Source organism: Pseudomonas uvaldensis (genome assembly GCF_021271205.1).
Lineage (GTDB): Bacteria > Pseudomonadota > Gammaproteobacteria > Pseudomonadales > Pseudomonadaceae > Aquipseudomonas > Aquipseudomonas uvaldensis.
Genome location: NZ_JAIWKS010000011.1, coordinates 143,797 through 168,552, shown reverse-complemented (window position 1 = coordinate 168,552; position 24,756 = coordinate 143,797). Strand labels below are relative to the sequence as shown.

The 24,756-nt window shown below is 60.7% G+C and carries 24 protein-coding genes; 9 read left to right on the top strand and 15 right to left on the bottom strand.

Annotated elements, in window-relative coordinates:
• Positions 1–16: 16 nt before the first annotated feature.
• The gene (locus tag LCU97_RS22610; protein WP_053157280.1) at positions 17–253 is read right to left on the bottom strand and encodes a DUF2789 family protein; all 237 of its coding nucleotides are present in this window, start codon (positions 251–253) and stop codon (positions 17–19) included.
• A 99-nt stretch (positions 254–352) separates the two neighbouring features.
• Complete coding sequence (locus LCU97_RS22605; RefSeq protein WP_053157277.1) at positions 353–589, bottom strand: hypothetical protein; 237 nt, start codon at positions 587–589, stop codon at positions 353–355.
• A gap of 428 nt (positions 590–1,017) precedes the next feature.
• Between LCU97_RS22605 and LCU97_RS22600 the strand changes: the two genes are divergently transcribed.
• From LCU97_RS22600 to LCU97_RS22590, 3 genes are all read left to right on the top strand, one after another.
• Positions 1,018–1,467, top strand: a complete 450-nt coding sequence (locus LCU97_RS22600; protein ID WP_053157274.1) for a hypothetical protein — start codon at positions 1,018–1,020, stop codon at positions 1,465–1,467.
• Positions 1,468–1,656: 189 nt separating this feature from the next.
• Positions 1,657–2,667, top strand: coding sequence for an ABC transporter substrate-binding protein (locus tag LCU97_RS22595; protein ID WP_232777828.1), 1,011 nt, complete (start codon positions 1,657–1,659; stop codon positions 2,665–2,667).
• A 137-nt stretch (positions 2,668–2,804) separates the two neighbouring features.
• A complete protein-coding gene (locus LCU97_RS22590; protein WP_053157268.1) occupies positions 2,805–3,242 on the top strand; it encodes a DUF3995 domain-containing protein in 438 nt (145 codons plus the stop codon).
• Between the two features lie 7 nt (positions 3,243–3,249).
• On the opposite strand, the gene LCU97_RS22585 is transcribed toward LCU97_RS22590, so the two are convergent.
• From LCU97_RS22585 to LCU97_RS22560, 6 genes are read right to left on the bottom strand one after another with little or no spacing between them, the layout of a single operon-like run.
• The gene (locus LCU97_RS22585) at positions 3,250–3,603 is read right to left on the bottom strand and encodes a Na+/H+ antiporter subunit G (RefSeq protein WP_053157264.1); all 354 of its coding nucleotides are present in this window, start codon (positions 3,601–3,603) and stop codon (positions 3,250–3,252) included.
• Positions 3,600–3,878, bottom strand: coding sequence for a K+/H+ antiporter subunit F (locus tag LCU97_RS22580; protein WP_047700910.1), 279 nt, complete (start codon positions 3,876–3,878; stop codon positions 3,600–3,602). The genes LCU97_RS22585 and LCU97_RS22580 overlap by 4 nt, the downstream gene beginning before the upstream one ends.
• On the bottom strand, positions 3,875–4,363 hold the full coding sequence (locus tag LCU97_RS22575) for a Na+/H+ antiporter subunit E (RefSeq protein ID WP_053157261.1): 489 nt from the start codon (positions 4,361–4,363) through the stop codon (positions 3,875–3,877). The genes LCU97_RS22580 and LCU97_RS22575 overlap by 4 nt, the downstream gene beginning before the upstream one ends.
• Complete coding sequence (locus LCU97_RS22570; protein ID WP_232777827.1) at positions 4,360–6,045, bottom strand: monovalent cation/H+ antiporter subunit D; 1,686 nt, start codon at positions 6,043–6,045, stop codon at positions 4,360–4,362. Before LCU97_RS22570 ends, LCU97_RS22575 begins: the two co-directional genes overlap by 4 nt.
• Positions 6,042–6,386 (bottom strand): Na+/H+ antiporter subunit C, encoded by a 345-nt coding sequence (locus LCU97_RS22565; protein WP_053157256.1) that lies wholly within the window; start codon positions 6,384–6,386, stop codon positions 6,042–6,044. The genes LCU97_RS22570 and LCU97_RS22565 overlap by 4 nt, the downstream gene beginning before the upstream one ends.
• Positions 6,386–9,310 (bottom strand): monovalent cation/H+ antiporter subunit A, encoded by a 2,925-nt coding sequence (locus LCU97_RS22560; RefSeq protein WP_053157254.1) that lies wholly within the window; start codon positions 9,308–9,310, stop codon positions 6,386–6,388. The genes LCU97_RS22565 and LCU97_RS22560 overlap by 1 nt, the downstream gene beginning before the upstream one ends.
• A gap of 225 nt (positions 9,311–9,535) precedes the next feature.
• Between LCU97_RS22560 and LCU97_RS22555 the strand changes: the two genes are divergently transcribed.
• The 3 genes from LCU97_RS22555 to LCU97_RS22545 all read left to right on the top strand — a co-directional run bounded on the left by LCU97_RS22555 (position 9,536) and on the right by LCU97_RS22545 (position 12,135).
• Positions 9,536–10,291 (top strand): hypothetical protein, encoded by a 756-nt coding sequence (locus LCU97_RS22555; RefSeq protein WP_332875349.1) that lies wholly within the window; start codon positions 9,536–9,538, stop codon positions 10,289–10,291.
• A complete protein-coding gene (locus tag LCU97_RS22550; protein ID WP_232777826.1) occupies positions 10,272–10,550 on the top strand; it encodes a bacteriocin immunity protein in 279 nt (92 codons plus the stop codon). Before LCU97_RS22555 ends, LCU97_RS22550 begins: the two co-directional genes overlap by 20 nt.
• A gap of 82 nt (positions 10,551–10,632) precedes the next feature.
• A complete protein-coding gene (locus LCU97_RS22545; protein WP_232777825.1) occupies positions 10,633–12,135 on the top strand; it encodes a bacteriocin immunity protein in 1,503 nt (500 codons plus the stop codon).
• A 110-nt stretch (positions 12,136–12,245) separates the two neighbouring features.
• Here LCU97_RS22545 and LCU97_RS22540 read toward each other — a convergent pair whose 3' ends face one another.
• Entirely contained in the window at positions 12,246–13,247 is a 1,002-nt protein-coding gene (locus LCU97_RS22540; RefSeq protein WP_232777824.1) for a DMT family transporter, read from the bottom strand.
• Between the two features lie 15 nt (positions 13,248–13,262).
• Between LCU97_RS22540 and LCU97_RS22535 the strand changes: the two genes are divergently transcribed.
• On the top strand, positions 13,263–13,826 hold the full coding sequence (locus tag LCU97_RS22535) for a helix-turn-helix domain-containing protein (protein WP_232777823.1): 564 nt from the start codon (positions 13,263–13,265) through the stop codon (positions 13,824–13,826).
• 14 nt (positions 13,827–13,840) lie between these two features.
• Entirely contained in the window at positions 13,841–15,238 is a 1,398-nt protein-coding gene (locus LCU97_RS22530; protein WP_232777822.1) for an FAD/NAD(P)-binding protein, read from the top strand.
• 149 nt (positions 15,239–15,387) lie between these two features.
• On the opposite strand, the gene LCU97_RS22525 is transcribed toward LCU97_RS22530, so the two are convergent.
• The 4 genes from LCU97_RS22525 to LCU97_RS22510 form a co-directional block, all read right to left on the bottom strand.
• Positions 15,388–18,144, bottom strand: a complete 2,757-nt coding sequence (locus tag LCU97_RS22525; protein WP_232777821.1) for an RHS repeat-associated core domain-containing protein — start codon at positions 18,142–18,144, stop codon at positions 15,388–15,390.
• 180 nt (positions 18,145–18,324) lie between these two features.
• On the bottom strand, positions 18,325–19,440 hold the full coding sequence (locus tag LCU97_RS22520; protein ID WP_232777820.1) for a Gfo/Idh/MocA family protein: 1,116 nt from the start codon (positions 19,438–19,440) through the stop codon (positions 18,325–18,327).
• Positions 19,441–19,564: 124 nt separating this feature from the next.
• Entirely contained in the window at positions 19,565–20,332 is a 768-nt protein-coding gene (locus tag LCU97_RS22515) for an SDR family oxidoreductase (RefSeq protein WP_024780032.1), read from the bottom strand.
• Positions 20,333–20,356: 24 nt separating this feature from the next.
• Entirely contained in the window at positions 20,357–21,424 is a 1,068-nt protein-coding gene (locus LCU97_RS22510; protein WP_232777819.1) for a phosphotransferase family protein, read from the bottom strand.
• Between the two features lie 174 nt (positions 21,425–21,598).
• Between LCU97_RS22510 and LCU97_RS22505 the strand changes: the two genes are divergently transcribed.
• Positions 21,599–21,994 carry a DUF4280 domain-containing protein gene (locus LCU97_RS22505; protein WP_053157233.1) on the top strand — a complete coding sequence of 132 codons (396 nt, stop codon included), beginning with the start codon at positions 21,599–21,601 and terminating at the stop codon, positions 21,992–21,994.
• Positions 21,995–22,057: 63 nt separating this feature from the next.
• Here the strand turns inward: LCU97_RS22505 and LCU97_RS22500 are convergent, their stop codons facing one another.
• Together LCU97_RS22500 and tssI are read right to left on the bottom strand one after the other, a co-directional pair.
• Positions 22,058–22,600: a toxin-antitoxin system YwqK family antitoxin gene (locus LCU97_RS22500; RefSeq protein ID WP_053157230.1), complete on the bottom strand. Its 543-nt coding sequence runs from the start codon at positions 22,598–22,600 to the stop codon at positions 22,058–22,060.
• Positions 22,601–22,613: 13 nt separating this feature from the next.
• Complete coding sequence (gene tssI, locus LCU97_RS22495; RefSeq protein ID WP_232777818.1) at positions 22,614–24,623, bottom strand: type VI secretion system tip protein TssI/VgrG; 2,010 nt, start codon at positions 24,621–24,623, stop codon at positions 22,614–22,616.
• Positions 24,624–24,756: the final 133 nt, after the last annotated feature.

Below are 24,756 nucleotides of genomic sequence, written 5' to 3'. Positions count from 1 at the left end.
CGGATGCCCCTGGACACTATTTACCGTCGTGCAATCGCACATTCAACTGATCCACCAGCACGGCCTCCTCACCATCGGCGAGCAGCCATTCCCGAAGCAGGTCTTTCTGCTGATCCGACCAGAAGTCGGCCTCCACCAGTTTGGTTTCCGGCGCCAGTGGATGCGCCATGATGAAGTCGTCGATGGCTTTGCCGTCCGAGGGCAGGCCCAATTGGTCGAACAGGGTCTTGAGTTCGTGGGAAGGCTGTTCCATGGGATTCTCCTTGGGGCATGCGCCGTCATGGCGCTTCGGTTGCGTTCCTTTATCTGAGGCAAGCGGACGCCAAGAGTTCTATTGTTTGCACGCCGATGTTCAAGCGCTGTGCTCCAGGTGCCTGGCGAGGTAACAGGCTTCGTTATGATCCGCGCGGAAACCCCTTACACGGCCAGTCGACGTTTCTTCAATATGGAAAAAACACTTGCCGGCCAGGACGACCCGATAACGCGGTTGGAACAGGGCAACCTTGAGGCATTCGACCCTGCCAGGGGGTTCGTGGGTATCGACGATGCAAGGCGTGGCGGGTTGGATCAAGGGTGTGAAGGTGTCCATGTGAATTCCTTTTCTATGGCTTACCGACGAATTGCCGGGGGTTTTGAGTAGTCTCCGTGCGTACGGGTGCTCTAGAATCGACGGCACCGTATGGACGGTTGTGCCTATCTAAAGCAATTTTTTTCAGGCTCGATGTCAGAAAAATGCTTTTTTAAGTGTGAAATTTCCCTAAAGTTAGTAGTCCGACATTTTCCGGCGTTCAGAGTGGCGATTTCCTTCAGCCCCTGACGACCCCCGGGAAAGACGGCGAGAGCGACAATCCTTTAGTCTTCTCTCGCCCGGGACAGGGTACGCCGTTCACTTCGAATTTCAGTTTCAGGTTCATTGCGACGATACAGTCGGCACGGATTCTCGTTGTCCGTCCATCGCGCAGAGCGGACCTTATTTCAAAAGATGGGGATGTTTCCTTGGCAGTAAGTAATCTCGACATGCATGCGTTATTTGTACTGGGTGACCTTCGGGCAAAGCTGGTCAAGCTCTTTCAGTCACGTTTCGTCTACATCACCGAGCAGACCGCCGAAGGTATTTATGTTGCTGAAATCGATACCGAGTCGGCGCTGGTGGTGGATGACAAGCCCAGACTCGAGCTCAAGGTCGGTGATCATTTTCGTGCGGCGGTATTGCCAAGTCGCGAGGGTGGCAAGTTCGAAATCAGGTTTCGCGACATCAAGCTGACGGCCTATGGCCTTGGGGATTACGCGTTTGTAACGACGTCGGGCGGCGAGGCGATCCTTTTCAAGGAAGGCCATAGCGTGGTCACCGTGTTCGCGGCGAACGAACAACTTCAGGAAGGCATCACCAAAACCCTGAAGGCCGTTACCGCTAAAGCCGCGAAGTGGCGCAAGGGCGAACTCGTGACGTTCAAGGCCAGCGAATGATCGATGCAAGCTCCGTGAAAAAATGTAGGAAGTAGGCCGCGCACGTTCCGAATCCCCAAACCCGGCAACAGTTTTCACCAGAACTCGCTGGAACCTCGGCTACAGTCAGTTGACTGAATTATTCGTAGGCTCGCGTTCAATTACGCAGGGCCATTCAGCTATGGCTGTGTCTGGCACGAGGTACAACAGATGAAACGAGTTCGACAGTGGCTGGCTGCCTGGGCCGCCTTCGCGGTGTTGGTTTCGCCACTTCCGGCAGCGGCCGCTTCGGCGCCGATCCACTTTGCCGATCTGAACTGGGAAAGCGGCAGCCTGATTACCGAGATCCTGCGGGTCGTCGTCGAAAAGGGTTATGGCCTGAAAACCGATACATTGCCAGGCACCACCATTACCCTGGAAACCGCTCTGGCCAATAACGATATCCAGGTCATCGGCGAAGAGTGGGCCGGACGCAGTCCTGTATGGGTCAAGGCCGAAGCCGAGGGCAAGGTGATTGCCTTGGGTGACACGGTCAAGGGCGCCACCGAAGGCTGGTGGGTGCCGGAGTACGTGATCAAGGGCGACCCGGCCAAGGGAATCAAGCCCCTGGCGCCGGACCTGCGCAGCGTAAGCGACCTGGCGCGTTATAAGCACGTGTTCAAGGATCCGGAGAGTCCCGACAAGGGGCGTTTCCTCAACAGCCCCATTGGCTGGACGTCCGAGGTGGTCAACAAGCAGAAACTCAAGGCGTATGGCCTGACGGACAGCTACGTGAACTTCCGCAGCGGCTCGGGGGCCGCGCTGGATGCGGAAATCACCTCGTCGATCCGCCGGGGCAAACCGATCCTGTTCTATTACTGGTCGCCCACGCCGTTGCTAGGGCGCTTTAAGCTGGTGCAACTGGAGGAACCGCCATTCGATGCCCAAGCGTGGAAAACCCTGACCGATGCCGACAACTCCAATCCGAAGCCGACCCGGTCACTGGCCTCGAAACTGTCCATCGGCGTATCGGCGCCGTTCCAGAAGCAGTACCCGCACATCGCCGAGTTCTTCAGCAAGGTCGACTTGCCCATCGATCCGTTGAACAAGGCCCTGGCCGACATGAGCGAAAAGCGTACGCCGCCGCGCGAAGCCGCCGAGGCCTTTCTCAAAGCCCATCCTCAAGTCTGGCAGGCGTGGCTGCCCAAGGACGTGGCGGACAAAGTGTCTGCGCAGCTGTAGGCGTTCGTCCGCCGGTCGGTTGAACTCTTGATCCTGGGCAATGAGTGTTTTGCTGGAAGCTGGCAATCTGCGCCGGTCCAGCGAAATATCAAATTCGAGCTAGGATGAATGTTCAACCTTTTCCAGGAGGCTGGCGAATGACGCTGTTATTGGCTCGGTCGCTGGTCGCGATGTTCGCGGCCATCAGCTTGATTCATCTGTATTGGGCCTTGGGCGGACGATGGGCCGTCCTGGCAGTGGTACCCCAGGTTCCGGTGCGACAGGGCGACACGTTGCGTCCGGCGTTCGATCCGTCGGGCTGGTTGACCTTGCTGGTGGCCCTGGCGCTGCTGTTGATTGCCGTTCTGGTATGCCTGCGGGTCGGCCTGCTGGCACCGCCGGTCACCCATCGGGCCTTGCAATGGGTGATCAGTGCGATTGCCTTGCTGATGTTCGCCCGGGCCATCGGCGAATCGGAGCTGGTGGGATTCTTCAAGGAGTTCAAGGACTCGACGTTTGCCAAGCTCGACACCTGGGTTTATTCGCCGTTGTGTGTCGTGCTCGGGGCGGGGTTGCTGGCGGTCGCCTGGGCCTGAAGATACCTCATTCGCTCCTGCGACTACTGACCTCCGCTGGCACATCATCCCCTGCCATGCGCTTGCGAAACAACGCCGCCCGGGCCAGCAGCAGGGTGGTCACCGGTACGGTGATCGACAGCAGGATCGGGATCAGCCAGGCGTGCAGTACCGGCCCGGACTTGAGCGCCGAAAAATAGACGATCGAGGCCAGCGCCACGCACCAGGCGCCCAGTGTCGAGGCCAGGGCCGGCGGGTGCATCCGCTGGAAGTAGTCTTTCAACCGTACCAGACCGATTGCCCCGAGCAGGGCGAGCAGGCTGCCGAGCACCAGCAGGATTGCCACTGCGCCTTCGATCCACATCGACAATTGCCCATTCATTCGATCACCTCGCCACGCAGCAGGAACTTGGCCAGGGCGAACGAGCCGACAAAGCCAAACAGGGCGATCAGCAACGCCGCCTCGAAATAGGTGTCGCTGGCATAACGAATACCCAGCACCAGCATCATCAGCATCGCCACGATGTACAGATAGTCCAGGGCCAATACCCGATCCTGTGCCGAGGGGCCCTTGAACAGCCGCAACAAGGTCAGTACCAGCGCCAGGGAGAACAGGAACAGACTCAACAGGATCGCGTTGGACAGCAGCGGGCTCATTGGAAGATCTCCATCAAGGGGCGCTCGTAGGTAGCCTTGAAGTGGGCGATGAACGAAGCTTCGTCGTCCAGATCGAACACATGCATCAAAAGGATGCTGCGATCCAGCGCCAGTTCCGACCACACGGTCCCGGGGATGACCGTAGTGATCATCGACAATGCCGCCAGGCCATTGGCGTCGTGCAGATCCAGCGGCACCTTGACGAAGCGCGAGCGAGGCGGGCGGCGTCCGGCGCTCACCACGCCCCAGGCCACGGCCAGGTTGGACACCAGCACGTCAAAGCCCACCCGCAGGAACAGCCGAAGCACCGTCCATGGGCGACGGATACGAATGGGGCGTGGTCGCAGCGGGCGCATCAGCAACGGTGCCAGAAAGCCCAGCGCCGCCCCCAGTAACACATGGCCTGCGCTGACGGACAGATTCAGGACCAGCCATAGCATCCAGAGCGCCAGGGACAGCCACGGTGCGGGGAACAGGCGCTTCATGGCTGCACCTCCTGTAACGCGGCGCGGGCATCGGGGCTTGGGATGGCGCCGGTGGCGAGCACCGACATCACGTAATGCTCAGGGTTGTTCAGGGCCTCGGCGGTCTCCTGGGTGTAGCGCAGCAGCGGCTCGGCCTTGAAGGTCAGCACGATACCCAGGCCCAGCAACACGATGATCGGCAGGCATTCGAACGATCGCAGCAAAGGCGATGGTCGCTCCTTGGGGGTCCAGAAGCGTTGAATGCCCAAGCGCGAGAATGCGATCAGCGAGGTCAGCCCGGAGAGGATCAGCAAGACCAGCAGGCCCCACGCCTGAGGGGAGACGGACTGTCCAGCGCTCTCGCCAAGCCCCAGGGGGTTGAGCAGTGCATTCAACAGGCCCAGCTTGCCGATGAAGCCGGAAAGGGGGGGCATACCGACAATCAGCAGCGAACAGGCAATGAAACTCAAGCCGAGAAAGGCCAGTGTCCAGGGGATGACCTGTCCGACCACGGCCTTCTGCTCATCATCGAGGTTGGTGCCCTTGGGCGGTTCCAGGGATTCCAGAGGGCGGGGCAGCGCATCGACATCGTCATCCAGTGGCAGTTCGTTGGCCGAGCGTGAACGTTCGATCAACTCCGCCAGCAGGAACAGCGCACACAGCGCCAGGGTTGAACTCACCAGGTAAAACAGCGCTGCGCCCACAAGATTTGGCTGGGCGAAGCCGATGGCCGACAACAGGATACCGGCGGATACCAGGATGCTCAGGCTTGCCATACGCTCCAGGCGCTGGGCCGCGAGGATGGCGATGGCGGCACAGACGATGGTCGCCATGCCGCCATAGATCAGCCAGTCTGCGCCGAAATACGCCGAAGCACCGGCCTGGCCGGAAAACAGCAGCGTCCACAGGCGCAGGATCGTGTAGACACCCACCTTGGTCATGATCGCGAACAAGGCCGCCACCGGCGCGCTGGCGGCGCTGTACGCCGGCACCAGCCAGAAGTTCAGCGGCCACATGCCGGCCTTGGCCAGGAACGCCACGGCGAGAATGGCCGCTCCGGCGTGCAGCAGGCCCCGGTCGGCTTCGGGGACGAGGGGCACTTTCAATGCCAGGTCGGCCATGTTCAGGGTGCCGGTAACCCCGTAGATCAGCGCCGCGCCGATCAGGAACAGCGACGAGGCCAGCAGGTTGATGGAAATGTAATGCAGCCCCGACGACACCCGTGCCCGGCCCGAGCCATGCAGCAGCAACCCGTAGGAAGCCGACAGCAGCACCTCGAAAAACACGAACAGGTTGAACAGGTCCGCCGTGAGGAAAGCACCGTAGAGACCCATCAGTTGGATCTGGAACAGCGCATGGAAGCTCGCCCCGGCGCTGTGCCAGCGGGCGGTGGCGAAGAGCAGGGCGCTGAAACCGATGATGCCGGTCAGTACCAGCATCAGGGCCGACAGGCGATCGACCACCAGCACGATGCCGAAAGGCGCCTGCCAGTTGCCCGGCAGGTACACGCCAATGGAGGCGGGCAAGGCCTGGTCCTGGGTCCAGCGCAGCAACAACACCGCGATACCCAGCCCCAGTAGCGTGGAGAACAGGTTGATCCGTGCTTTGAGCGTACGGTGCTTTTCGCCCAGCATCAGCATCAAGGCGGCGGTCAGCAGCGGCAGCAGGATGGGGGCGGCGATCAGGTGAGGCGTCAACATCATTCCTTGGGCTCCCGGCCGTCCACATGGTCGGTGCCGGTCAAGCCCCGGGAGGCCAGCAGCACCACCAGGAACAATGCGGTCATGGCGAAGCTGATCACAATGGCAGTCAGCACCAGGGCCTGGGGCAACGGGTCGGTGTAGTGCAGCAGATTCTGGGGCACGCCATCCTTGATGATCGGTTCCTTGCCGATGAACAGGCTGCCCATGCTGAAGATGAACAGGTTGACGCCGTAGGACAGCAGGCACAGGCCCATGACCACCTGGAAGGTCCGTGGCCGCAGCACCAGCCAGACACCGGAGGCGGCCAGGACACCGATTGCAATTGCGATGACTTCTTCCATCAGATGGCGGCTCCTGAGACGGGGGCTGTGGATTTGGCCTGCAGGCCCGGCTTGTGGGCCCGCACCGATTGGTGGGCCAGGGCGGTGAGGATCAGCAGGGTCGAGCCGACCACTACCGCATACACGCCGATGTCGAAGAACAGCGCACTGGCCACATGAATATCGCCCAGCAACGGCAACTCGAGGTGCCAGGTGTGGGTGGTCAGGAACGGATAACCCACGGCCATTGCGCCAAGACCGGTGACCGTGGCGAAGAGCAGCCCGGTGCCCATCCAGCGCAGGGGACGCAGGCTCATTTGCGCCTCGACCCACTGAGTGCCGGCGACCATGTATTGCAGGATGAACGCCACCGACATCACCAGCCCGGCCACGAAGCCGCCGCCCGGTTGGTTGTGACCGCGCATGAACAGGTAGAACGACACCACCAGGGCAATCGGCAACAGCAGGCGCACCAGCACCGACGGCACCATCATGAAGCCCAGGGCTGTGTCACTGGCGTGACGCGGGTTGACCAGGTCGGTGACCACGTCAGGTGCCAGCAGTCGCTGTTGCGCCGGGAGCTGCATGCTTTCCTTTGGTGGCCGGAAACGCCGCAACAGGGCGAACACGGCCAGGGCGACCGCGACCAGCACGGTGATCTCTCCCAGGGTGTCAAAGCCGCGAAAGTCCACCAGCATCACGTTCACCACATTGCTACCGCCGCCTTCGGGCAAGGCCCGGCTGAGGTAGAACGAGGAAATGTCGTTAGGGGTCTGGCGTGTCAGCATCGCATAGGACAGCAGCGCCATGCCGCCGCCCACGGAGAAGGACAGCAGCAAGTCCCGCAGGCGACGCACGCGAGCACGCCGTTCGCTGTTGGGGCGCGGCAAGGCGTCCTCGATCCGCCGTGGCAACCAGCGCAGGCCCAGCAGGATCAGCACAGTGGTCACCACTTCCACCACCAACTGGGTCAGGGCCAGGTCGGGAGCGGAGAACCAGACGAAGGTCACGCAGGTCATCAGGCCGCAGACGCTGACCATGGTCAGGGCCGCGAGCCGGTGATACTTGGCCTGCCAGGCCGCGCCCAATGCGCAGGCGATTGCCAGCAGCCAGAGAATGACGAACACGATGGAACCAGGAATCTTCGGTCGATCACCCCAGACCAGCGTGCTGTGCAACATCGGAATCAGCCCGGCCAGGACCGCGACCAGCACCAGCAGGAACAGTTGGGCCTGGAGACGCCGGGTGCTGATTTGCCGTTCCAGCCGACGGCTCAGGCGCATCATCAACACCAGGCTGCGCTCGAACAGCCGCTTGCCGCTGAGCCGGCCAATGAGCGGTGGCTGCAAGATCTGCCCGCGCTTGAATCGTTTGCGAAGCAGCAGGTACAGGACGATGCCGCCGGACATCGCCACCAGGCTCATGACCATCGGCGCGTTCAGGCCATGCCAGATCGCCAGGCTGTAATCAGGCAGGGGGCCGCCTACTACCGGCAACGCAGCGGCGGCGAGCAGGGAACCGACTACCTGGGCCGGGAAGATCCCCACCAACAGGCAGGCAAACACCAGTAACTCCACCGGTGCCCGCATCCAGCGCGGCGGTTCGTGGGGGGTGAGGGGCAGGTCGGTGGCGGTGGGGCCGAAGAACACGTCCACGGTGAAGCGCAGGGAGTAGGCGACGCTGAACGTTCCGGCAAGGGTGGCGATGATGGGCAGCGACAGTTCGACCCAGGTCGTGGCGGAGATGAAGACGGTCTCGGCGAAAAACATTTCCTTGGACAGGAAGCCGTTGAGCAACGGCACCCCGGCCATCGCCGCGCTGGCGACCATGGCGAGCGTTGCCGTGAACGGAATCAGCCGCACCAGTCCACTGAGCTTGCGAATGTCGCGGGTGCCGCTCTCATGGTCGATGATCCCGGCGGCCATGAACAGCGAGGCCTTGAAGGTGGCGTGGTTGAGGATATGGAACACCGCTGCCACCGCCGCCAACGGACTGTTGAGGCCCAACAGCAGCGTGATCAGGCCGAGGTGGCTGATGGTGGAGTAGGCCAGCAGGCCCTTGAGGTCGTTCTGGAACATCGCGCAGTAGGCGCCCAGCATCAGCGTACAGGCACCCGCGCCGCCAACGATGTAGAACCACTGTTCGCTGCCCGACAGCGACGGCCACAACCGCGCCAGGAGGAACACCCCGGCCTTGACCATGGTGGCCGAGTGCAGATACGCCGATACCGGTGTGGGCGCGGCCATGGCGTGGGGCAGCCAGAAGTGGAAAGGGAACTGGGCGCTTTTGCTCAGCGCGCCGATCAGGATCAGTGAAAGCAGGGCCGGGTAGAGGGCGTGGGCGCGAATGGTATTGCCAGCGGCCAGGACCCGATCCAAGTCATAACTGCCCACCACATGCCCGAGCAGCATCACCCCGGCCAACAGGCACAGCCCACCGGCCCCGGTCACCATCAACGCCATATAGGCACCGCGTCGGGCATCGGCGCGGTGGTGCCAATAGCCGATCAGCAGGAACGAGAACAGGCTGGTCAGCTCCCAGAAAAACACCATCTGGATCAGATTGCCGGAAATCACCAGCCCCAGCATGGCGCCCATGAACGCCAGTAAAAATGCGAAGAAACGCGGCACCGGATCATCCGGGGACATGTAGTAGCGCGCATACAGCGAAACCAGCGTGCCGATGCCCAGCACCAGCAGCGAAAACAGCCAGGCAAAGCCGTCCAGGCGCAGTACGAAATCCAGGCCCAGGCTGGGCAACCAGGCATAGGTCTCGCGGATCACGCCGCCGTCGGCGATCTGCGGGTACAGCAAGGCCACCTGGACCGTGCCGGCCAAGGCGACCAGGCCAGCCAGCAATGATTCGGCGTTACGGGCGTTATGCGGCAACAGCGCCGCGACACAACTGCCGAGGAAGGGCAAAAGCAATAGAACTATCAGGGACATAGGTTTCTATTCGGCGGGTGGATAGCAGGGATCATACGTGGCGTATTCCAGATCACCAACCGCGAGGGTGTCGCAGAATCCTACAAGATAGGTGGCGTTTTCCTAAAAGTCCCGGGCGACATCAACCAAAAGCGCATCGAACGAGGTTTTGCGCCCTATGCGCCGAAAAGCACATGGGTCGGTGAACGCCGTGAGTTCGAACTGCGTTATCAAGCGCGGGCGGAATTGGGTGAAAACCCGTTCAACCTCGACCGTATCAGCATCACTACGCCAGACAGCGAGCACGGCAGGCCGGGAATCGTCCCGGCCGTTATACCTTGGCCGGCGCCACCGATCGGCACGGGCACCCGAACGCCCCTGGCGCCGCCGGGTGTTGAACTGCTCGGTCCGACCACCTCGCCGATTACGCCGCCGCTTTCGCCGGTTTATCCAGGTAACCCTGTAATCCCCGTCCTACCGCAAAACGAGACGTTTCCGGCTGTTGATCCGGGGCCAACCGGTGCGAGTATTCCGGGGTTCCCGGCGGATATGGAGTTGCCTTCGCCGGATGCGCTGTTTTATGACCGGCGGGATGATCCTGGCGTGGCGCTCGGGTTTGGGCAGCCAGTGTCGGGTCTTTGGTTGGGGGAGGCAGCCAGGACGACAGGTGTGCCTGTTCCTGATCGGATTGCGGATCAACTGAGGGGCAGAGAGTTTGCGAACTTTCATCGGTTCAGGGAGGCGTTTTGGATGGCGGTGGCGGCGGATGCGGAACTGAGCCGGCAATTTAACAATTCGAATTTAGTAAAAATGCGAAATGGAGTGGCCCCACGCGCAGTAGCGTCTGACGTTGCTGGAGGACGACAGAGCTTTGAACTTCATCATCACATTAGGGTTACGGATGGTGGGGACGTGTACGGCATGGACAATCTTTCGGTGGTGACGCCTCGATGCCATATAGGAATACACGGAGCGAAGAAAAATGATCAACTTGAAAAATAGTATTGAAGATTACACTGAGGCGGAGTTTCTGCTGTTCCTTGAAGAGTTTTTTGACAATAAAACCAAATTGCAAGGTTGTGCTCTGAGTAAATATTGGGACTTGCTGGCAGATCACTTCGAACGTGTTACGCAACATCCGTCAAAGTCCGATGTGATTTATTATCCCAAGGAAGGCCAGGAAGACAGCCCCGCCGGCATCCTGAAAGAAGTCAAGGAATGGCGCGCCCGAAATAACAAACCCGGCTTCAAGCCCGAATAAATGAGCCCCGGCGAACGCATCTGTTCGATCTGCCAAGCAAGTGCGTTCCCGAGGACGAATGCTCAAACAAGGAAAACCATAGATGGAACTTAAACCCAAACTCCAGGATTACACTGAAACCGAGTTTCAGGCGTTCGTAGGGAGAATCTGGAATGTTGGCATGGGCAAAGAAGAACATGACCGACTAATCAACCACTTCGATCGAATCGTCGGGCACCCCGAAGGTGCGGACCTGCTGTTTTACCCTGAGGACACCGGGTATACCAATGCCCCGGAAACGATTATCCACTTCGTAAAGCAGTGGCATTTCAACAAAAACGTTGTTCCCTTCAAGGGCGGAGTGTTGCCTGCCCCGGCGAAGCCCGCGCCTCGCTTGAGCATGGCGCAACACGCGACGGCAAGAGCCCAGCGCGAACTTGCCAATGCACAGCAGTTGGCCTCGGATATCACCGCCGCAGAGCAGACGGTTGAGAAAGTCTTTACCCAGCTGGAGCTTGCGACGCGGCAACGACAAAACCAGCACGATGCAGAGCAGACGTTGGACGCACTCGAACAGGGGATGCGGCGATTGGAGCAGGCACAACACGAAGTGGTCATGGCCGTTCGTACGTTCGAGCGACATAAAATGCGTGTCGAGTTCGCTTTGAGTGGAGCCCAACGTGATCTCGCTTATAACAAATCCGATCAGGCGCTCTGGCAAGCGAATGCACTGCGGGCCGCTGCCAATCATGGTCGTTATCTTGCGCGTCTCTCCTCGATCGCCCAGCGGCATGCCGTTCTTCACGCTGCCGCTGAAGCTGTACTGGAACGTTCCATGGAGCAATTGATACGGTTGCGTGGGCAGGCCGGCAGACCGACATTGTTTCGTTTGTCCGCTGCCAACGATATGAGGCACCCGAACCTGTTGCTGAGTGCCGCGCCGCCGCTCAAGACCCGTCAACGGGTGGAATTGCAAAAATCCATTCGTTCAGCCGTCGCCGAGTTCAATTGGTTGATGACACATTCGGAGCAGGGCCACACCGGGCAATATGCCGAGGTTCTGAGTTTTGATCTTGTCAGTCGAACCAAAGAGGTGCGTTTTGGCCTGTGTGTGGCGTTGGCCGAGATCTCTGCCATTGAACAGGACTGGCAGACCCTGGCCGCACAGCAAGGTGAGGTGGCGTTGCCGTTGCGAATGAGCACTGCAACAGTCGCGACAAAACCCGGCAGCCATTTCAGAGGCCTGAAAGAAATACGTGAGCTTTTTCAGATATACATCACGCCAGCTACGGGTATGTTGCCGTCCAAGGTGCGCGTAAGGCCCGCGGCTTGGGATGAGGCTGGACGGGCTTTTCGCTTGACTACGGACGGCCCGCAGCCCCGAGTGATTGAGTGGACCGGTGCGGACAGCTTGGAGGCGCCGGTTGCGTCCGAGCGAAATCGACTCGATTCTGCCGGTTTTATTCACGCTTCACCGGTGCCGATGTTGGCAGCCTTTGACTCCATCGAAGGTGTTCGATTCGATGATTACGTCGTGGTGTTTCCCCAGGATTCGGATTGGAGCCACTCTATGTTGTGTTCAACGAACGTCGAAGCGCGTGATTGAAGGCGCTTGGGTAATGGCCAGTCAGGAGATAGCACGCCATACATACTGACGCTTGGCGAGGAAGCTAGGTCCCTCGCCACAGGTTCCATCATCATTGCAGGTGACCCGCGTCACTGCTCGCGCTCAAGCCCCCCATCCAGCTCGACAATCTCTTTGCCCCGCATCTTCAACTCACTGACAATCACCGCCGCCACGATCAGAGCCGCGCCGAACAAGGCAATCGCCGGCAAGCGTTCGCCAGCCAGGCGCCCGGCGATGCCGGCCCACACCGGCTCACCGGCATAGATCAATGTGGCGCGGGTCGGCGACACGCTTCGCTGCGCCCAGTTCATCGCCACCTGGATCGCCGCGCTGGCGGCCCCCAGGCCCACGGCGCTGAACAGCAGGAACCAGGAAAAGTGCGGAATCGTTTCCTGGGTCGGTACCACCATCAGGAAGGCCAGCACCGCCGTGCTTGCCAGCTGCACCACGGTGACCCGGCGCACGTCGACCTGGCCGGCATAAGTACTGATCAGGATGATCTCGGCGGCAATCGCGATGGCGCTGATCAGTGTGGCGATTTCGCCGGCGCTGAAGTTCAGCGAAGCGCCGGCAGGTCCCGACAGCAGCATCAACCCAGTGAACGCCAGCATAATGCCAATGCTGGGCATCAAGCCTGGCCGACGACCCAGCACCAGCCATTGCAATAATGGCACGAACGGGACGTAGAGCGCGGTGATGAACGCCGACTGGCTGCTGGGGATGGTCTGCAGGCCGACGGTCTGCAAGCCATAGCCGAGCATGATGGCCACGCCGATGAACGCCCCGGCCTTGAGCTCGAACAGGGTCAGGTCCCGCAGGTGGCGCCAGGAGAACAAGGCCACGAACGCCGCCGCGGCAACAAAGCGCAGGCCGACGAAAAACATAGGCCCGCTGACTGTCATGGCGTGCTGAACCAGCAGGAAGGTCCCGCCCCAGATCATGGTGATCAGCACCAGCACGCACTCGGCTTTGCTGAGGCGCAGGAAAGGGGAAGAAGCCTGGGGAGAATTCACGGATGCCATGTCCTTGCGCGTCACTTGAGGCGGACGCACAATGCGTCCGAAGTTGGGCAGTATAATGCGCAGCCCCATGAAATGAGCAATATAGTGCACAAAGAAAATGGCCCGCGGGCCTCCGTCCTGCAACACGTCAGCCAGAACATCCGCCGTCTGCGTCATGCCGCGCAGCTCAGCCAAAGCGCGCTGGCGGAACTGTCCGGGGTCAGTCGGCGGATGTTGGTAGCGATCGAGGCGGGCGAGACGAACGTGAGCCTGACCACCCTGGACCGCATCGCGGAGGCTTTGAACGTGGCCTTCAGCGACTTGATCCAGGCTTCTGACGCACGCGACCCGAGCCGGATCAACGAGCTGGCTTGGGCGGGGACCATCCCCGGCAGCAAAGCCGTCTTGCTGGCGAAGGCCACGGCCAGCCGCGAGGTCGAGCTCTGGGAATGGCGCCTCGAACCCGGCGAGCATTACCATTCCGAACCCGATGCCGATGGCTGGAGCGAGCAACTGTATGTGTTCGAGGGCTGCCTGACGCTACTGTTAGGCAACGAAGAACGTCGTATCGGCGCCGGTGAGTTTTTCATGTTCGCCAGCAACCAGCCCCATGCCTATCGTAACGACGGCCCTGTGGCGGTGATATTCGTACGCAACGTGGTGATTTGAACCGGGAGAGCGGCATGGACACAGCGGATATCCTGATCATCGGCGGCGGCCTGAGCGGTGCCATGCTGGCGGCGCAGTTGCTGCGTTTACCCGGCAGACGGGAAATCCTGATCGTCGAACCGCGCAGCGAGCTGGGCCGGGGCGAGGCCTACAGCGCCGTGGAACTGGGCCATACGTTGAATGGCAACGCCGCACGGATGAGTGTCGATCCGGACAATGCCGATGACCTGACCCAATGGCTCACCGCGTTCATCGAAGCCGGCGGCTGGCCCGAATCGGATCAGCAGCACGTGCCGGTCAGCGAGTTGTTTCCACCCCGTGGGATATTCGGCCTCTATGTGCAGCAACGTCTGGCCGAGGCTCGCGAGTTGGGCGCACAAAACGGTTCGACCGCCGAGCACGTGCGCGGGGAGGCCGTGGATCTGCGGCTTGCCGACAATACCGTGATGGTGACGCTGGACGACGGCCAGCTCTTGCGTGGTCGTTTCGCGGTGCTCGCCACCGGCATGTTCCCGGCGGCGCGCACCCCGCAGACCGAATCCAGCGGCTTGAATGCCGCCGCCCTCGACCCTTGGGATGTGGCTGCGATGCGCCAGCTCGACCCGCAGTCCACGGTGTTGATCATTGGCTCGGGACTGACCATGGTCGACGCCGTGGTGTCCCTGGAGCAGGCCGGGCACCGCGGGCCGATCGAAGTGTTTTCCCGCCATGGCCTGCTGCCCCACGTGCGCCGCCAGCCACCGGCCTGGGTGGATTTCCTCGCTGAAGATCACAGCCTGCGTTCGCCACGCCAACTGATGCGTGCCCTGCGTGAGCAATGCCGCCAGGCCCACGCCCTGGGGATCGATTGGCAAGCGCCGCTGGACACCGTGCGCGCACACATCGGGCGCTTGTGGAACCAAGCCAGCGATGTGCAGCGCCGACAGTTCGTGCGGCATGTGCGGCCGTGGTGGGAGAGTCATCACCATCGCTCGCCACCGTTGAGCGCGGAGCTGGTGGCGCGTTTGCATGGGGAAGGGCGGTTGCGGATTCAGGCGGCGTCGTTCAAGGGGCTGGCGTCGTCTCCCGAGGGCACAGTGGGTATTCACATCCGCCGCCGGGGACAAGCCGGCCTGGCAGTGGTGCAGGGCGCAGCGTTGATCAACTCCAGCGGCATTGAATATGACTGGCGTCGGGTTGCACGGCCGTTGCCGCAACAACTGTTGGCCCGAGGGCTGATCCAGCCGGGGCCGCTGGCCTTGGGTATTGCCGCGCGTGCCGATGGTGCGGTGCTGGATGCTCGAGGCGAACCCGCCGACCGCTTGTTCGCCATGGGCCCGCCGTTGCGGGGGATGTGGTGGGAAAGCACCGCCGTGACCGACGTGGCGAGCCAGGCCAAGGCGTTGGCGAGGCGGTTGGTTGGGTTTGTTTGACGTCAAAGTTGAGGACAACTCCTCATGAGCCCAACGAAGAGGGGAAAATGAGTATGGAGTTACCCACTTGTCATACATGACCCTCAGTAAACTGCGGGATATCCAACCCAAGGAAATACATGGAAATAAAATGTCCCTGTGCCGCGAGGTCACGATATGGCAATAAAATACCCTCGTTCTGCGAGGTCACGATTTAGCTCTTCCTTATTCATAGACCAATAATCGATAAACAGGTGGCTCGGTAAAAGAGATCGCAATTCAGGCAAGAGGTTTGTTTGGTGTAGGGAAGCCGGCGTCAAATAGTGGCCGCTGCCGTTATTCCAACGTTTAAGTTTTCCCTTATCGTCAAGAGTGAAATGCCCGGCAAATAACACGTCTTCTCTAAGAGAAATTGAAGTATGGCCCTGAACTTTGAATTGGTCTTCTGCGGTCTCCGAACCATAAGGGGGCGCTGCCAAGATACGATCAGGTTCATTCGCTTTAATGACGAAGATAAACACTCCACGTGGTTTAGGCGTCTCGGTCCCTTCGGTTGGCACAAAATAATATTTACCTTCTGCGTCTCGGCGCAACTCAGATACCTGACTCGGCTTAGCCGCAGTTTGTTCTCCGAAGTTGCGTAATTTCAAAGGAGTTATGCCTAAGCGTCTCAAGTTGTTCAGCTGAGCATCGCTTAGGCTGTTCGATGGGGCAACCGTCGTATCTAGAGCGTTCTGCCGTGGCGGGCTTTGCACTGCTGGTGCTTCAAGCGGTCTCCAGCCTGGTTCCTGAGGAGCAGCTATTGCTGAAACAAAGGATGGTCTTGGAGGGGCGCCAGGGCGAGTGCGCAATGTTGATAAGGGCCGAGGAGGAACGACAGGTGGTGCAGCCAGTGTTGATGAGGGACGATCAGGAACGGGGGGGGACCGCTCCATTAACCCTTCGACATCAACCCGGGCGAGTGGATTATTGGATACCATCCGATAGCGATTGAGCCCGTCTACGCTTTCTGCCGGATCCGGATTAATCCACCGCTGCAACCACGTCGCGTAATACCTGAACCCATAATAATAAAGCCCCGTCGCATCCCGCTCTTTCCCCGAATAACGCACCGTCTTGTAACTCGCCTCCACCTCACTGCGCCCGGCAAACCAGGCCGTACCGCCATACGGATGATAAGTTTCCTGGCTAATCACCTCGGCCTCGTTATCCAATTCCAGGCTGCTGGAACTCAGATGGTCAGTCAGGCTGTAACGGTATTGGTTGTTGGCGATGCCGGCAGGCGGCGCCGTTTCCCAGTGCAGCACCTGCATCGCGCTACGTCCGGCCTGCACGCAGATCACTTGCAACACTTCGCCCGTGCCTGCGTGGGTACGAATTTCCAGGCCCGGCAAATAACGAACTTCCGAAATCAGCGAGCGGGCATTGGTTTGGGTCGAGCGGACCTTGCGCCGTCGCATTCCATCACCCCCGTAGAGGTACTGCTCGCGATCATCCACAGCACTTTCACGCTCAACCGGTCGTACCTCGCGCAGTTGATTGCGTAAATCCCAAGCCATCGTTCGTCCCGGTTGCAAAGCCAGCAGATTGCCGTTGCCATCAAACGCGGCGGCGATGTCCTCTTCAGTCGGAGGCCGGTCATTGTGTTCCGCTAGACAACGGTTGCTGTGGCGCGCCGCCGTCAGTTTGCGGCTGTGGTTTTGTGGGCCGACATGGACCAGTTCAAGCAAGTTGCCACCGGCGTCGTATTGGTACGTTTGCTGATAGTTGGCGACTGCGCCCGGATCGTCGAAGCGGTTGAAGCCCGGACCTCGACCGGCACTTCCGACCTCCCAGCCGGTTGCCTTGGTCAACTGATAGAGGCTGTCATAGTCATAGCGGTTGATCGGCTCCACCCGCTGGTTGGCGAAGTAGCGGATCGGCAGGGCGCCGTCTTCGATGCTCAGCACATTGCCTACCGGATCGTAGTGGTAGCGCTGATCCTGCAATGTTTGCGATCCACGCCGCGCTTCAAGCCGGGTCAAGCGTCCATCCTCAGGGCGGTACGCCAGCGTACTGACCACGCCATTGCCGGCGGTTTCCTGCTCGACCTGGTCGTAGGCGCTGTAGGCGAGGGCGCTGACCAGGGTCTGAGGCGTGGCTTGACCGCTCAGTTGCAGATGACTCGCGAACAACTGGCCGTCGACGGTGTAATCGAACAACTGCCGATTGCCCTTGGCGTCAATCTGCTCCAGCACATCGCCCAGCGGGTTGAAGCGTGTCGCACTGGTTGCCGCCTGCGCCACGGGCTCCAACAATGTCTCGCGCTCAGGTAGTGCCTGCGGCCAATCCGGTGATTCCAGCGCATGCAAAAAGCGCTGGGTCTGTTCAAGTACTCCGTCGGTCAAAGCATACTCGTCCAGCGTCTGGGTACCCGCCGGATCGTCGTGTCGGATCAATTGTCCGCACTGGTTATGAGCGGCAAAGCCGGCGGCTCCATCAGCGTATTCATAACGCTCGGCGCAGCGAGCGGCTTCGCCTTTGCCTTGTTCGAAAACGGCCATCGGGCGCAGCAGATCGTCGTATTCAACCCGTCGTTCAGTCTCACGGCTGTCCCAGGTCTGGACCAGTTGATCCCCATCACCGAACAAGCTGATCCGCTCACCGGCATCGACACTCATCGAGCCCAGGACCTTGCCTGACAGCGAGTGACGATTGCTCAGGTTGGCCGGAGTTCCGGCACTTTCCACACTGAGAGCCCATAGTCTGGGGTCCCATTGTTCAATCAGACGCCCCATTGCGTCATAGGCGCTGCGGTTGATTCGTTCTTCGGGGGCTGCGGTCTCGACGGCACGGTAATAAGCGACTGAACGAACATCGAGCCCGCGCGGGTCCACCACCGTCAGGGTGGGGGTGTGGGTGTGAATGCTGCCCGTCAGTCTCGACACGATTCAGGCCTTCGCGGGGTTCCCGTCCAGTAACTCCCCAATCCATAGCGCTGGCTACTGTCAGGAATGACAGTGTCGATAATCGGTATGAAATGGCCAACTCGTGTTCGTTCTCCAGTCGTTAAATGAAATAAGAAAATGAAGCATATTTTCCTACAAGGGGTTCGCTGAAGTGAGCGGTTATAGCTCACTCACCTTTACCCACCGCTCCTCCCGCGCGGCGATGCGAATCGCCCCCGCCAGCCGCTCCACCTCCCAGGCCTCGTCGAAGTCCGTCCCGGTGCCACCCTGGCCGGCGAGGGCCATGACCAGTTCCTGGACTTCCAGGGTTTTCAATTCGTTGTATCCGAGCTGGTGACCCGCCGCCGGGCTGAACGCTGCGTACCCCGTCAGCTCCGGGCCGGCCAGCAGGCGTTGGAAGCCGGCTTGGCCGGCGCGGCACAGGCGCAGTTCGTTGAGTCGTTCCTGATCGAACGTCAATGTGCCCAGAGTGCCGCTGATTTCGAAACTCAAGTGATTCTTGTAGCCATGCTTGAGCCAACTGCTGCTCACAGTGCCCCGGGCGCCATTGGCAAAGCGCAGCAGTGCGTGGACCTGATCGTCCACCGCGATGCTCCGTTGCTCGGTCGCGCCGACGGTGGCGGGACGCTGCTGGTGCACGGTCTGGATGTCGGCACATACCGCTTCGACATCCCCCAACAGATGACGGGCCATGGCCAACAAATGGCTGCCCAGGTCGGCCAGTGCGCCACCGGCGTGGGTCGCTTCGCAACGCCATGACCACGGCGAAGCGGGATCGGCCATGAAGTCTTCGCTGAACTCACCCTGGAAGCTGATGACCTGTCCCAGTTCGCCGCGCCGGATCATCTCTCGCGCCAGTTGGATGATCGGGTTGTGCTGGTAGTTGTAGCCGACCCGCGTCACTACGCCAGCCATCCGGGCCGCCTGGCGCATTTGCTCGGCCTGCGCCAGGGAAACCGCCAGGGGTTTTTCGCAATAGACCGCCTTGCCGGCCGCCAGCGCTGCCATGGCCATTGGGTAATGCAGATGGTTGGGGGTGGTGATGGCGACCAGATTGACCTTTGGGTCGTCGACCAGTTGTTGCCATTCTGTGTGGGCCGTCTCGAAGCCCCAGCTTTGGGCACATTGCCGGGCGCGCTGCGGATCGGCATCGGCCAGAGCCGCCAGTTTCAGATTCAGGGGAAGGTCGAACACCGCTTTGGCATTATTGAATGCCAAGGCATGGGCACGGCCCATGAAGCCGGTGCCAATCAGGCCGATGCCGAGTTCTTGCATGAGAAAAAGCCCTTTGAATGGTTATGTTCAGAAGGGCTCTTTATGGAATAAAAATTCCTTAATTGCAAATTGTGGAATAAAAATTCATTTATGCGAGCGCCGCTAATCCTGTGGGAGCGCGGTATCAGGAGAGAAAGCCCCCATCCACATTCAGGGCCACACCCGTGGTATAGCTCGACGCATCGCTGGCCAGGTACAGCACCGCGCCGGCCATTTCACTCGGGTCGGCCACGCGCTTGAGCGGAATCTGTGCCAGGGCGGTTTTCAGGATGGCGTCGTTCTTGACCAGGGCCGAGGCAAACTTGGTGTCGGTCAGGCCCGGCAGCAGGGCGTTGCAGCGGATGCCGAACTGCGCGCATTCTTTGGCGAACACCTTGGTCATGTTGATCACGGCAGCCTTGGTCACCGAGTAAATGCCCTGGAAAATCCCCGGCGAGATGCCATTGATCGACGCCACGTTGATGATGCTGCCGCCGCCGTGCTCGCGCATCAGCTTGCCGGCTTCCACCGACATGAAGAAGTAGCCGCGAATGTTCACGTCGACGGTTTTCTGGAACGCGCCCAAGTCGGTGTCCAGCACGTTGCAGAATTGCGGGTTGGTGGCCGCGTTGTTCACCAGGATGTCCAGCCGTCCGAACTGCTCGCGGATGCCAGCGAACACTTGGCTGATCTGTTCCATTTCACCGATGTGGCAGGCGATCGCGGTGGCTTTGCCGCCCGCGGCGATAATGGCGTCGGCCACGTGCTGGCAGCCGTCGAGCTTGCGACTGGAAACGATCACATGGGCGCCTTGCTGGGCCAGCAGTTTGGCGATGGCCTCGCCGATGCCGCGACTGGCGCCGGAAACGAAAGCGATTTTGCCGTCGAGGTCGAACAACTGGGTCTTGGACATGCTGTTTCCTTGTTGTAGGTGCGTTCAGAGCGTGGATTTGGCGATGACCTGCAGGCTCATCTGCTCCAGCAGTTTGTTCATCTGAACGAACTGCGCGAAGCGTTTGTCCTGGGTCTGACCGTGGAAGAAGCGGTAGTAGATCTGCTGGACGATGCCGGCCAGGCGGAACAGGCCGTAGGTGTAGTAGAAGTCGAAATTGTCGATGCGGATCCCGGCGCGCTCGGCGTAGTAATCCACGAACTCGCGTCGCGTCAGCATGCCGGGGGCATGGCTCGGTTGGCGGCGCATCAGTTGGACGGGGGCTGGGTCGTTGGCTTCGATCCAATAGGCGAGGCTGTTGCCAAGGTCCATCAACGGGTCGCCGATAGTGGTCAGTTCCCAGTCCAGCACGCCGATGATCTGCATCGGGTTGTCGGGGTCGAGGATCACGTTGTCGAAGCGATAGTCGTTGTGGACGATGCTCGACGTGGGGTGGTCGGCGGGCATCTTGTCATTAAGCCAGGCTTTGACCGCTTCCCATTTTGGCGCGTCGGGGGTCAGGGCCTTTTCGTAGCGGTCGCTCCAGCCACGAATCTGCCGGGCGACATAGCCCTCGGGCTTGCCCAGATCGGCCAGGCCGCAGGCCCGGTAATCGACCCGGTGCAGTTCAACCAGCCGGTCGATGAAGCTTTTGCACAACGCCTCGGTCCGGGCGGCGTCAAAGCCCAGTTCCGGTGGCAGGTCGGAGCGCAGGATGATGCCCTTGACCCGTTCCATGACATAGAACTCGGCGCCCATCACCGTTTCGTCGGTGCAATGCACGTAGGCTTTCGGGCAGTACGGGAATCCGTCGCGCAATTGATTGAGAATGCGGAATTCACGGCCCATGTCATGGGCGGACTTGGCCTTGTGGCCGAACGGCGGGCGACGCAGGACGAATTCCTGTTCGGGGTATTCCAGCAGGTAGGTCAGGTTCGACGCGCCCCCGGGAAACTGGCTGATTCGGGGCAGGCCGGTGAGGCCTGGAATATGGGCCTTGAGGTACGGGTCGATCAGACTGGCATCGAGTTCTTCACCGTCGCGTACGCGGGTGGACTGATCTGTAAACGCCATGCTTATCCCTTCTGCTTATTTTGGAGGCCATTGATCATTGCTTAATCTAATGGCGCGTGGGAGGCGTCACAAGCACGCCGGGGCCTTATAGGTTAGCGTGTTGCCGGATAATCAGCGGGCCTGATGTGCTTGGGTGGGCTATGGTTTCTGAAGCGCCTGAAAGGAGTCGTCGCGATGGGATGCCCGCAAGTCTGCAGTACCGCCACTCTGCAATGCAGTTTCGGCGTCGCTCCGGCGGTACTCAATGTATTGCCGGTCAACCGAATGCTGACCGGCGGGATGCCGGCGGCGAACATCATGGATCACATCCCGCTGGTGAACATCACCACGTTCGGCATGTGCCAGAGCCTGGCCAACCCGACCGTGGCCGCAGCCACCGCGGCAGCCCTGGGCGTACTGACTCCCATGCCCTGCATCCCGGCCACCGCAACCCCCTGGATCCCCGGCGGCGCGCCGACCCTGCTGCTGGGCAACATGCCGGCCATCGACGCCAACAGCACCTTGATGTGCACCTGGGCCGGAGTGATCAAGATCGTCGTGCCGGGGCAGGTGCAGATGTTGATTCCCTGAAGGAAAAGTCAGCGGCCACCCCACGCGAGCAGGCTCGCTCCCACAATGAAACCGCAGTGAGGCTCAGGCCTGCGCCGGGTCGTTCCAGCGCCTGAACCACCAGCGCACCCGGGAGATGGGTTTGCCTTCGGCATCCAGCGGCCGGCCGTCTTCGGCATAGGCTTGTGCAGGCTCCAGCAGTTGGCCGTTGAGGTAGCGGGCCTCGACCGCGGGCTTGCCGTTGGGATGCAGGCGGCGGTAGCGACCGTCGCGCACGCCGTTGCGATAGAACTCGGCTTCGGCCAGTTGTCCGTCCGGGAAGTAGTTGTTCGCCTCGCCGTGGAGCAATCCGGCGCGGTAGCTGGCCTGGCGCTGCAATCCTCCTTCGGCGGCATAGAAGCTGGCCACGCCCTGCAACTTGCCGCCTACGAAGGGCAAGACCGCCGAGACCTTTCCGTTTGGATGATACAAAGTGCTGCTGCCTTGCAGCTCGCCGTGCTGATAGTTGAGTACCGCTTGCGGGCGCCCGGCGTCCTCTATTTTCAACGGGCCGTCGAGCCGACCGTCCACCAGTTGTCCACTGAGCTGACTGTCGTTGCGTTCCACGTCGAGCTTCTTCGAGGCCATCGCTGCGCTCCCGTCAGTTGACCTTCACCAGGCCGCCCTTGATGGTCAGCATGCCGCCGCCATCCACGGTCTGTTCGGCGGCGGCCTTGTTCACCAGGCTGATGCCGGCGTCGTTGGTCAGGGTGGTGCCGGCCTTGTTTTCCAGCGAAGTGCCGGCCTGGTTGCTCAGGGCCGTGCCGGCCTTCTGGCTGATGGAGGTACTGGCCTGGGCGGCCAGGTCGGCGCCGCTCTTGATGGCGAAACTGCCGCCGCTTTGCAGGGTCAGGGTGCCGCTGACCTTGATGGTCAGGTTGCCGTCCACCGTCAGGTCGTAATTCCCGGTGACCTTGTGTGCATAGTTGCCGCCGGTGCTGTGGTTCTGATCCGAGCCCACGGTCACGGTGCGGGTGTCCTTCACATCCAGGCTGTCGCTGCCGGTCTGGATGGTGACGCTGCGCTTGCCTTTCTCCAGGGTGACGGTCTCGTCGCCATCCTTGACGGTGCGGGTACGGGCGTTCTGTACCGTGAGGGTTTCGTCATGGCCGACGGTGGCGGTGGTGTCGTTGAGCACGTTGATGTTGAAGTCTTTCTGGGCCTGGAGAAATACCTCTTCGACGTCCTTCTTGTCTTCGAAACGCAACTCGTTGAAGCCGCCGCCACCCTTGGACGAGTTGGTCTTGATTCCGGACTGGGTCTGGTTTGCCGGCAGCGCATAGGGCAAGGTGTTATCGCCGTTGTAGACGCAACCGGTCACCAGCGGACGGTCCGGATCGCCGTCGATGAAGGTCACGATCACTTCCTGGCCGATGCGCGGCACGAACTGCATGCCGAACCCCTTGCCGCTCCAGGGCAGCACGACGCGCACCCAGCAGGACGAGGTTTCGTCGCTCTTGCCGGTGCGGTCCCAGGGGAATTGCAGCTTGATCCGACCGTACTCATCGGTCCAGATTTCTTCGCCGGCCTTGCCCACCACCAGCGCCGTCTGGGTGTGCATGCGCGGTTTCGGCGTGAGGCGTGCCGGTCGATACGTCGTGGTCTTGGGGATGGCTTCGAAGCGGTTGCGATAGCTGTCGTGGCTGGCTTCGTGGCTGACCGAAATCACCACCCAGTCGATGTTCAGCGTCGAGTCTTCATGGCCGGCGAGGGTGAACCAGTAGCCCGGAATCAGCCAGCGGCAATCGCTTTCACCGACAAAACGCTTCTGCTGGCTGCGCAAACCATCCACGCGCTGCTTGGTCAGTGCATCGCCCCGGGCCTTGGCGGTGTAGCCACCGGGATGTTCGTACATCGAGCTCGGCCCGGCCACGGCTTCGGCCTGGCTGAAGAGCGAAGTCGTCGGCGTGGTGAACTCGTAATCGGTGGCCTGGTAAACCCCGGCTACCGCTTGCAGGCACACCTGTCCGGAGCGGATACCGTGCAGTTCCCGCTCGCCCAGTTTCTGCCCGAGGTAATTCACCGTCGGTCCATTGGGAATGGGGAGGAAGGCGTCGTTGCTGTCAGCCAGGACCAAGGTGTGCTTGCCGTCTTCATGGCTGAAGAACCAGAAGATCCCATCCTCTTCCATCAGGCGCGAAACGAAGGCCAGGTCGGTTTCGCCGTACTGCACGCAGTACTCCCTCGGCGTGTAGCTGCCAGTGAGCTTGAGCTGGAAATCGGTGAAACCGTGGGCCTGGAGGATCGAAGTGACGATGTCCGACGTGGCGAGGTTCTGGAACACCCGGTTGTTGCTGGCCAGGCTCAGCCACCAGAGCCAGGGCCGGAGCAGTAGCTGATAGCGTTCGGCGGTGGCGTCGGCGGGGAGCTGGCGGATCTCGGCGACGAGCCAGTCCATTGGGCGCAGCAGAGCGTCCTTATGCAGTGTGTTGGTGACGTGACTGGCGACGGCGCTGGTAAGCGTTAGCGGAGCGCCGTCGACGATGCCGTTGAGGATGTGCGAGCCCAGCGCATTGAGGCGTTCTTCGCCGGACAGTGAATCAGGGTACAGCGCCGACAATGCGGTGGCGGTGAGGGAGAAGGTGGTGTTGCTGTCGACGCTTCTTGCCATTGAACACCCTCATTGCGCAGCCGTTCATTGAATTCGACTCCCCCCGTATCAAGGGGCCTTGTCACTGTTTGTTAAGCAGGTTGCCTATACCCATGACCAGTTTGTCTGGATTCGAGCATCCATTTCGCAGTAT

Bases quoted from the DNA above. Each gene is read 5' to 3' on its own strand.
- tssI (WP_232777818.1), bottom strand. From the start codon at position 24,623: ATGGCAAGAAGCGTCGACAGCAACACCACCTTCTCCCTCACCGCCACC.
- LCU97_RS22560 (WP_053157254.1), bottom strand. From the start codon at position 9,310: ATGTCCCTGATAGTTCTATTGCTTTTGCCCTTCCTCGGCAGTTGTGTC.
- LCU97_RS22510 (WP_232777819.1), bottom strand. From the start codon at position 21,424: ATGGCGTTTACAGATCAGTCCACCCGCGTACGCGACGGTGAAGAACTC.
- LCU97_RS22575 (WP_053157261.1), bottom strand. From the start codon at position 4,363: ATGAAGCGCCTGTTCCCCGCACCGTGGCTGTCCCTGGCGCTCTGGATG.
- LCU97_RS22520 (WP_232777820.1), bottom strand. From the start codon at position 19,440: ATGCAAGAACTCGGCATCGGCCTGATTGGCACCGGCTTCATGGGCCGT.
- LCU97_RS22600 (WP_053157274.1), top strand. From the start codon at position 1,018: ATGCATGCGTTATTTGTACTGGGTGACCTTCGGGCAAAGCTGGTCAAG.
- LCU97_RS22565 (WP_053157256.1), bottom strand. From the start codon at position 6,386: ATGGAAGAAGTCATCGCAATTGCAATCGGTGTCCTGGCCGCCTCCGGT.
- LCU97_RS22540 (WP_232777824.1), bottom strand. From the start codon at position 13,247: ATGGGGCTGCGCATTATACTGCCCAACTTCGGACGCATTGTGCGTCCG.
- LCU97_RS22505 (WP_053157233.1), top strand. From the start codon at position 21,599: ATGGGATGCCCGCAAGTCTGCAGTACCGCCACTCTGCAATGCAGTTTC.
- LCU97_RS22570 (WP_232777827.1), bottom strand. From the start codon at position 6,045: ATGATGTTGACGCCTCACCTGATCGCCGCCCCCATCCTGCTGCCGCTG.
- LCU97_RS22585 (WP_053157264.1), bottom strand. From the start codon at position 3,603: ATGAATGGGCAATTGTCGATGTGGATCGAAGGCGCAGTGGCAATCCTG.
- LCU97_RS22545 (WP_232777825.1), top strand. From the start codon at position 10,633: ATGGAACTTAAACCCAAACTCCAGGATTACACTGAAACCGAGTTTCAG.
- LCU97_RS22610 (WP_053157280.1), bottom strand. From the start codon at position 253: ATGGAACAGCCTTCCCACGAACTCAAGACCCTGTTCGACCAATTGGGC.
- LCU97_RS22550 (WP_232777826.1), top strand. From the start codon at position 10,272: ATGATCAACTTGAAAAATAGTATTGAAGATTACACTGAGGCGGAGTTT.
- LCU97_RS22515 (WP_024780032.1), bottom strand. From the start codon at position 20,332: ATGTCCAAGACCCAGTTGTTCGACCTCGACGGCAAAATCGCTTTCGTT.
- LCU97_RS22590 (WP_053157268.1), top strand. From the start codon at position 2,805: ATGACGCTGTTATTGGCTCGGTCGCTGGTCGCGATGTTCGCGGCCATC.
- LCU97_RS22530 (WP_232777822.1), top strand. From the start codon at position 13,841: ATGGACACAGCGGATATCCTGATCATCGGCGGCGGCCTGAGCGGTGCC.
- LCU97_RS22595 (WP_232777828.1), top strand. From the start codon at position 1,657: ATGAAACGAGTTCGACAGTGGCTGGCTGCCTGGGCCGCCTTCGCGGTG.
- LCU97_RS22500 (WP_053157230.1), bottom strand. From the start codon at position 22,600: ATGGCCTCGAAGAAGCTCGACGTGGAACGCAACGACAGTCAGCTCAGT.
- LCU97_RS22580 (WP_047700910.1), bottom strand. From the start codon at position 3,878: ATGAGCCCGCTGCTGTCCAACGCGATCCTGTTGAGTCTGTTCCTGTTC.
- LCU97_RS22605 (WP_053157277.1), bottom strand. From the start codon at position 589: ATGGACACCTTCACACCCTTGATCCAACCCGCCACGCCTTGCATCGTC.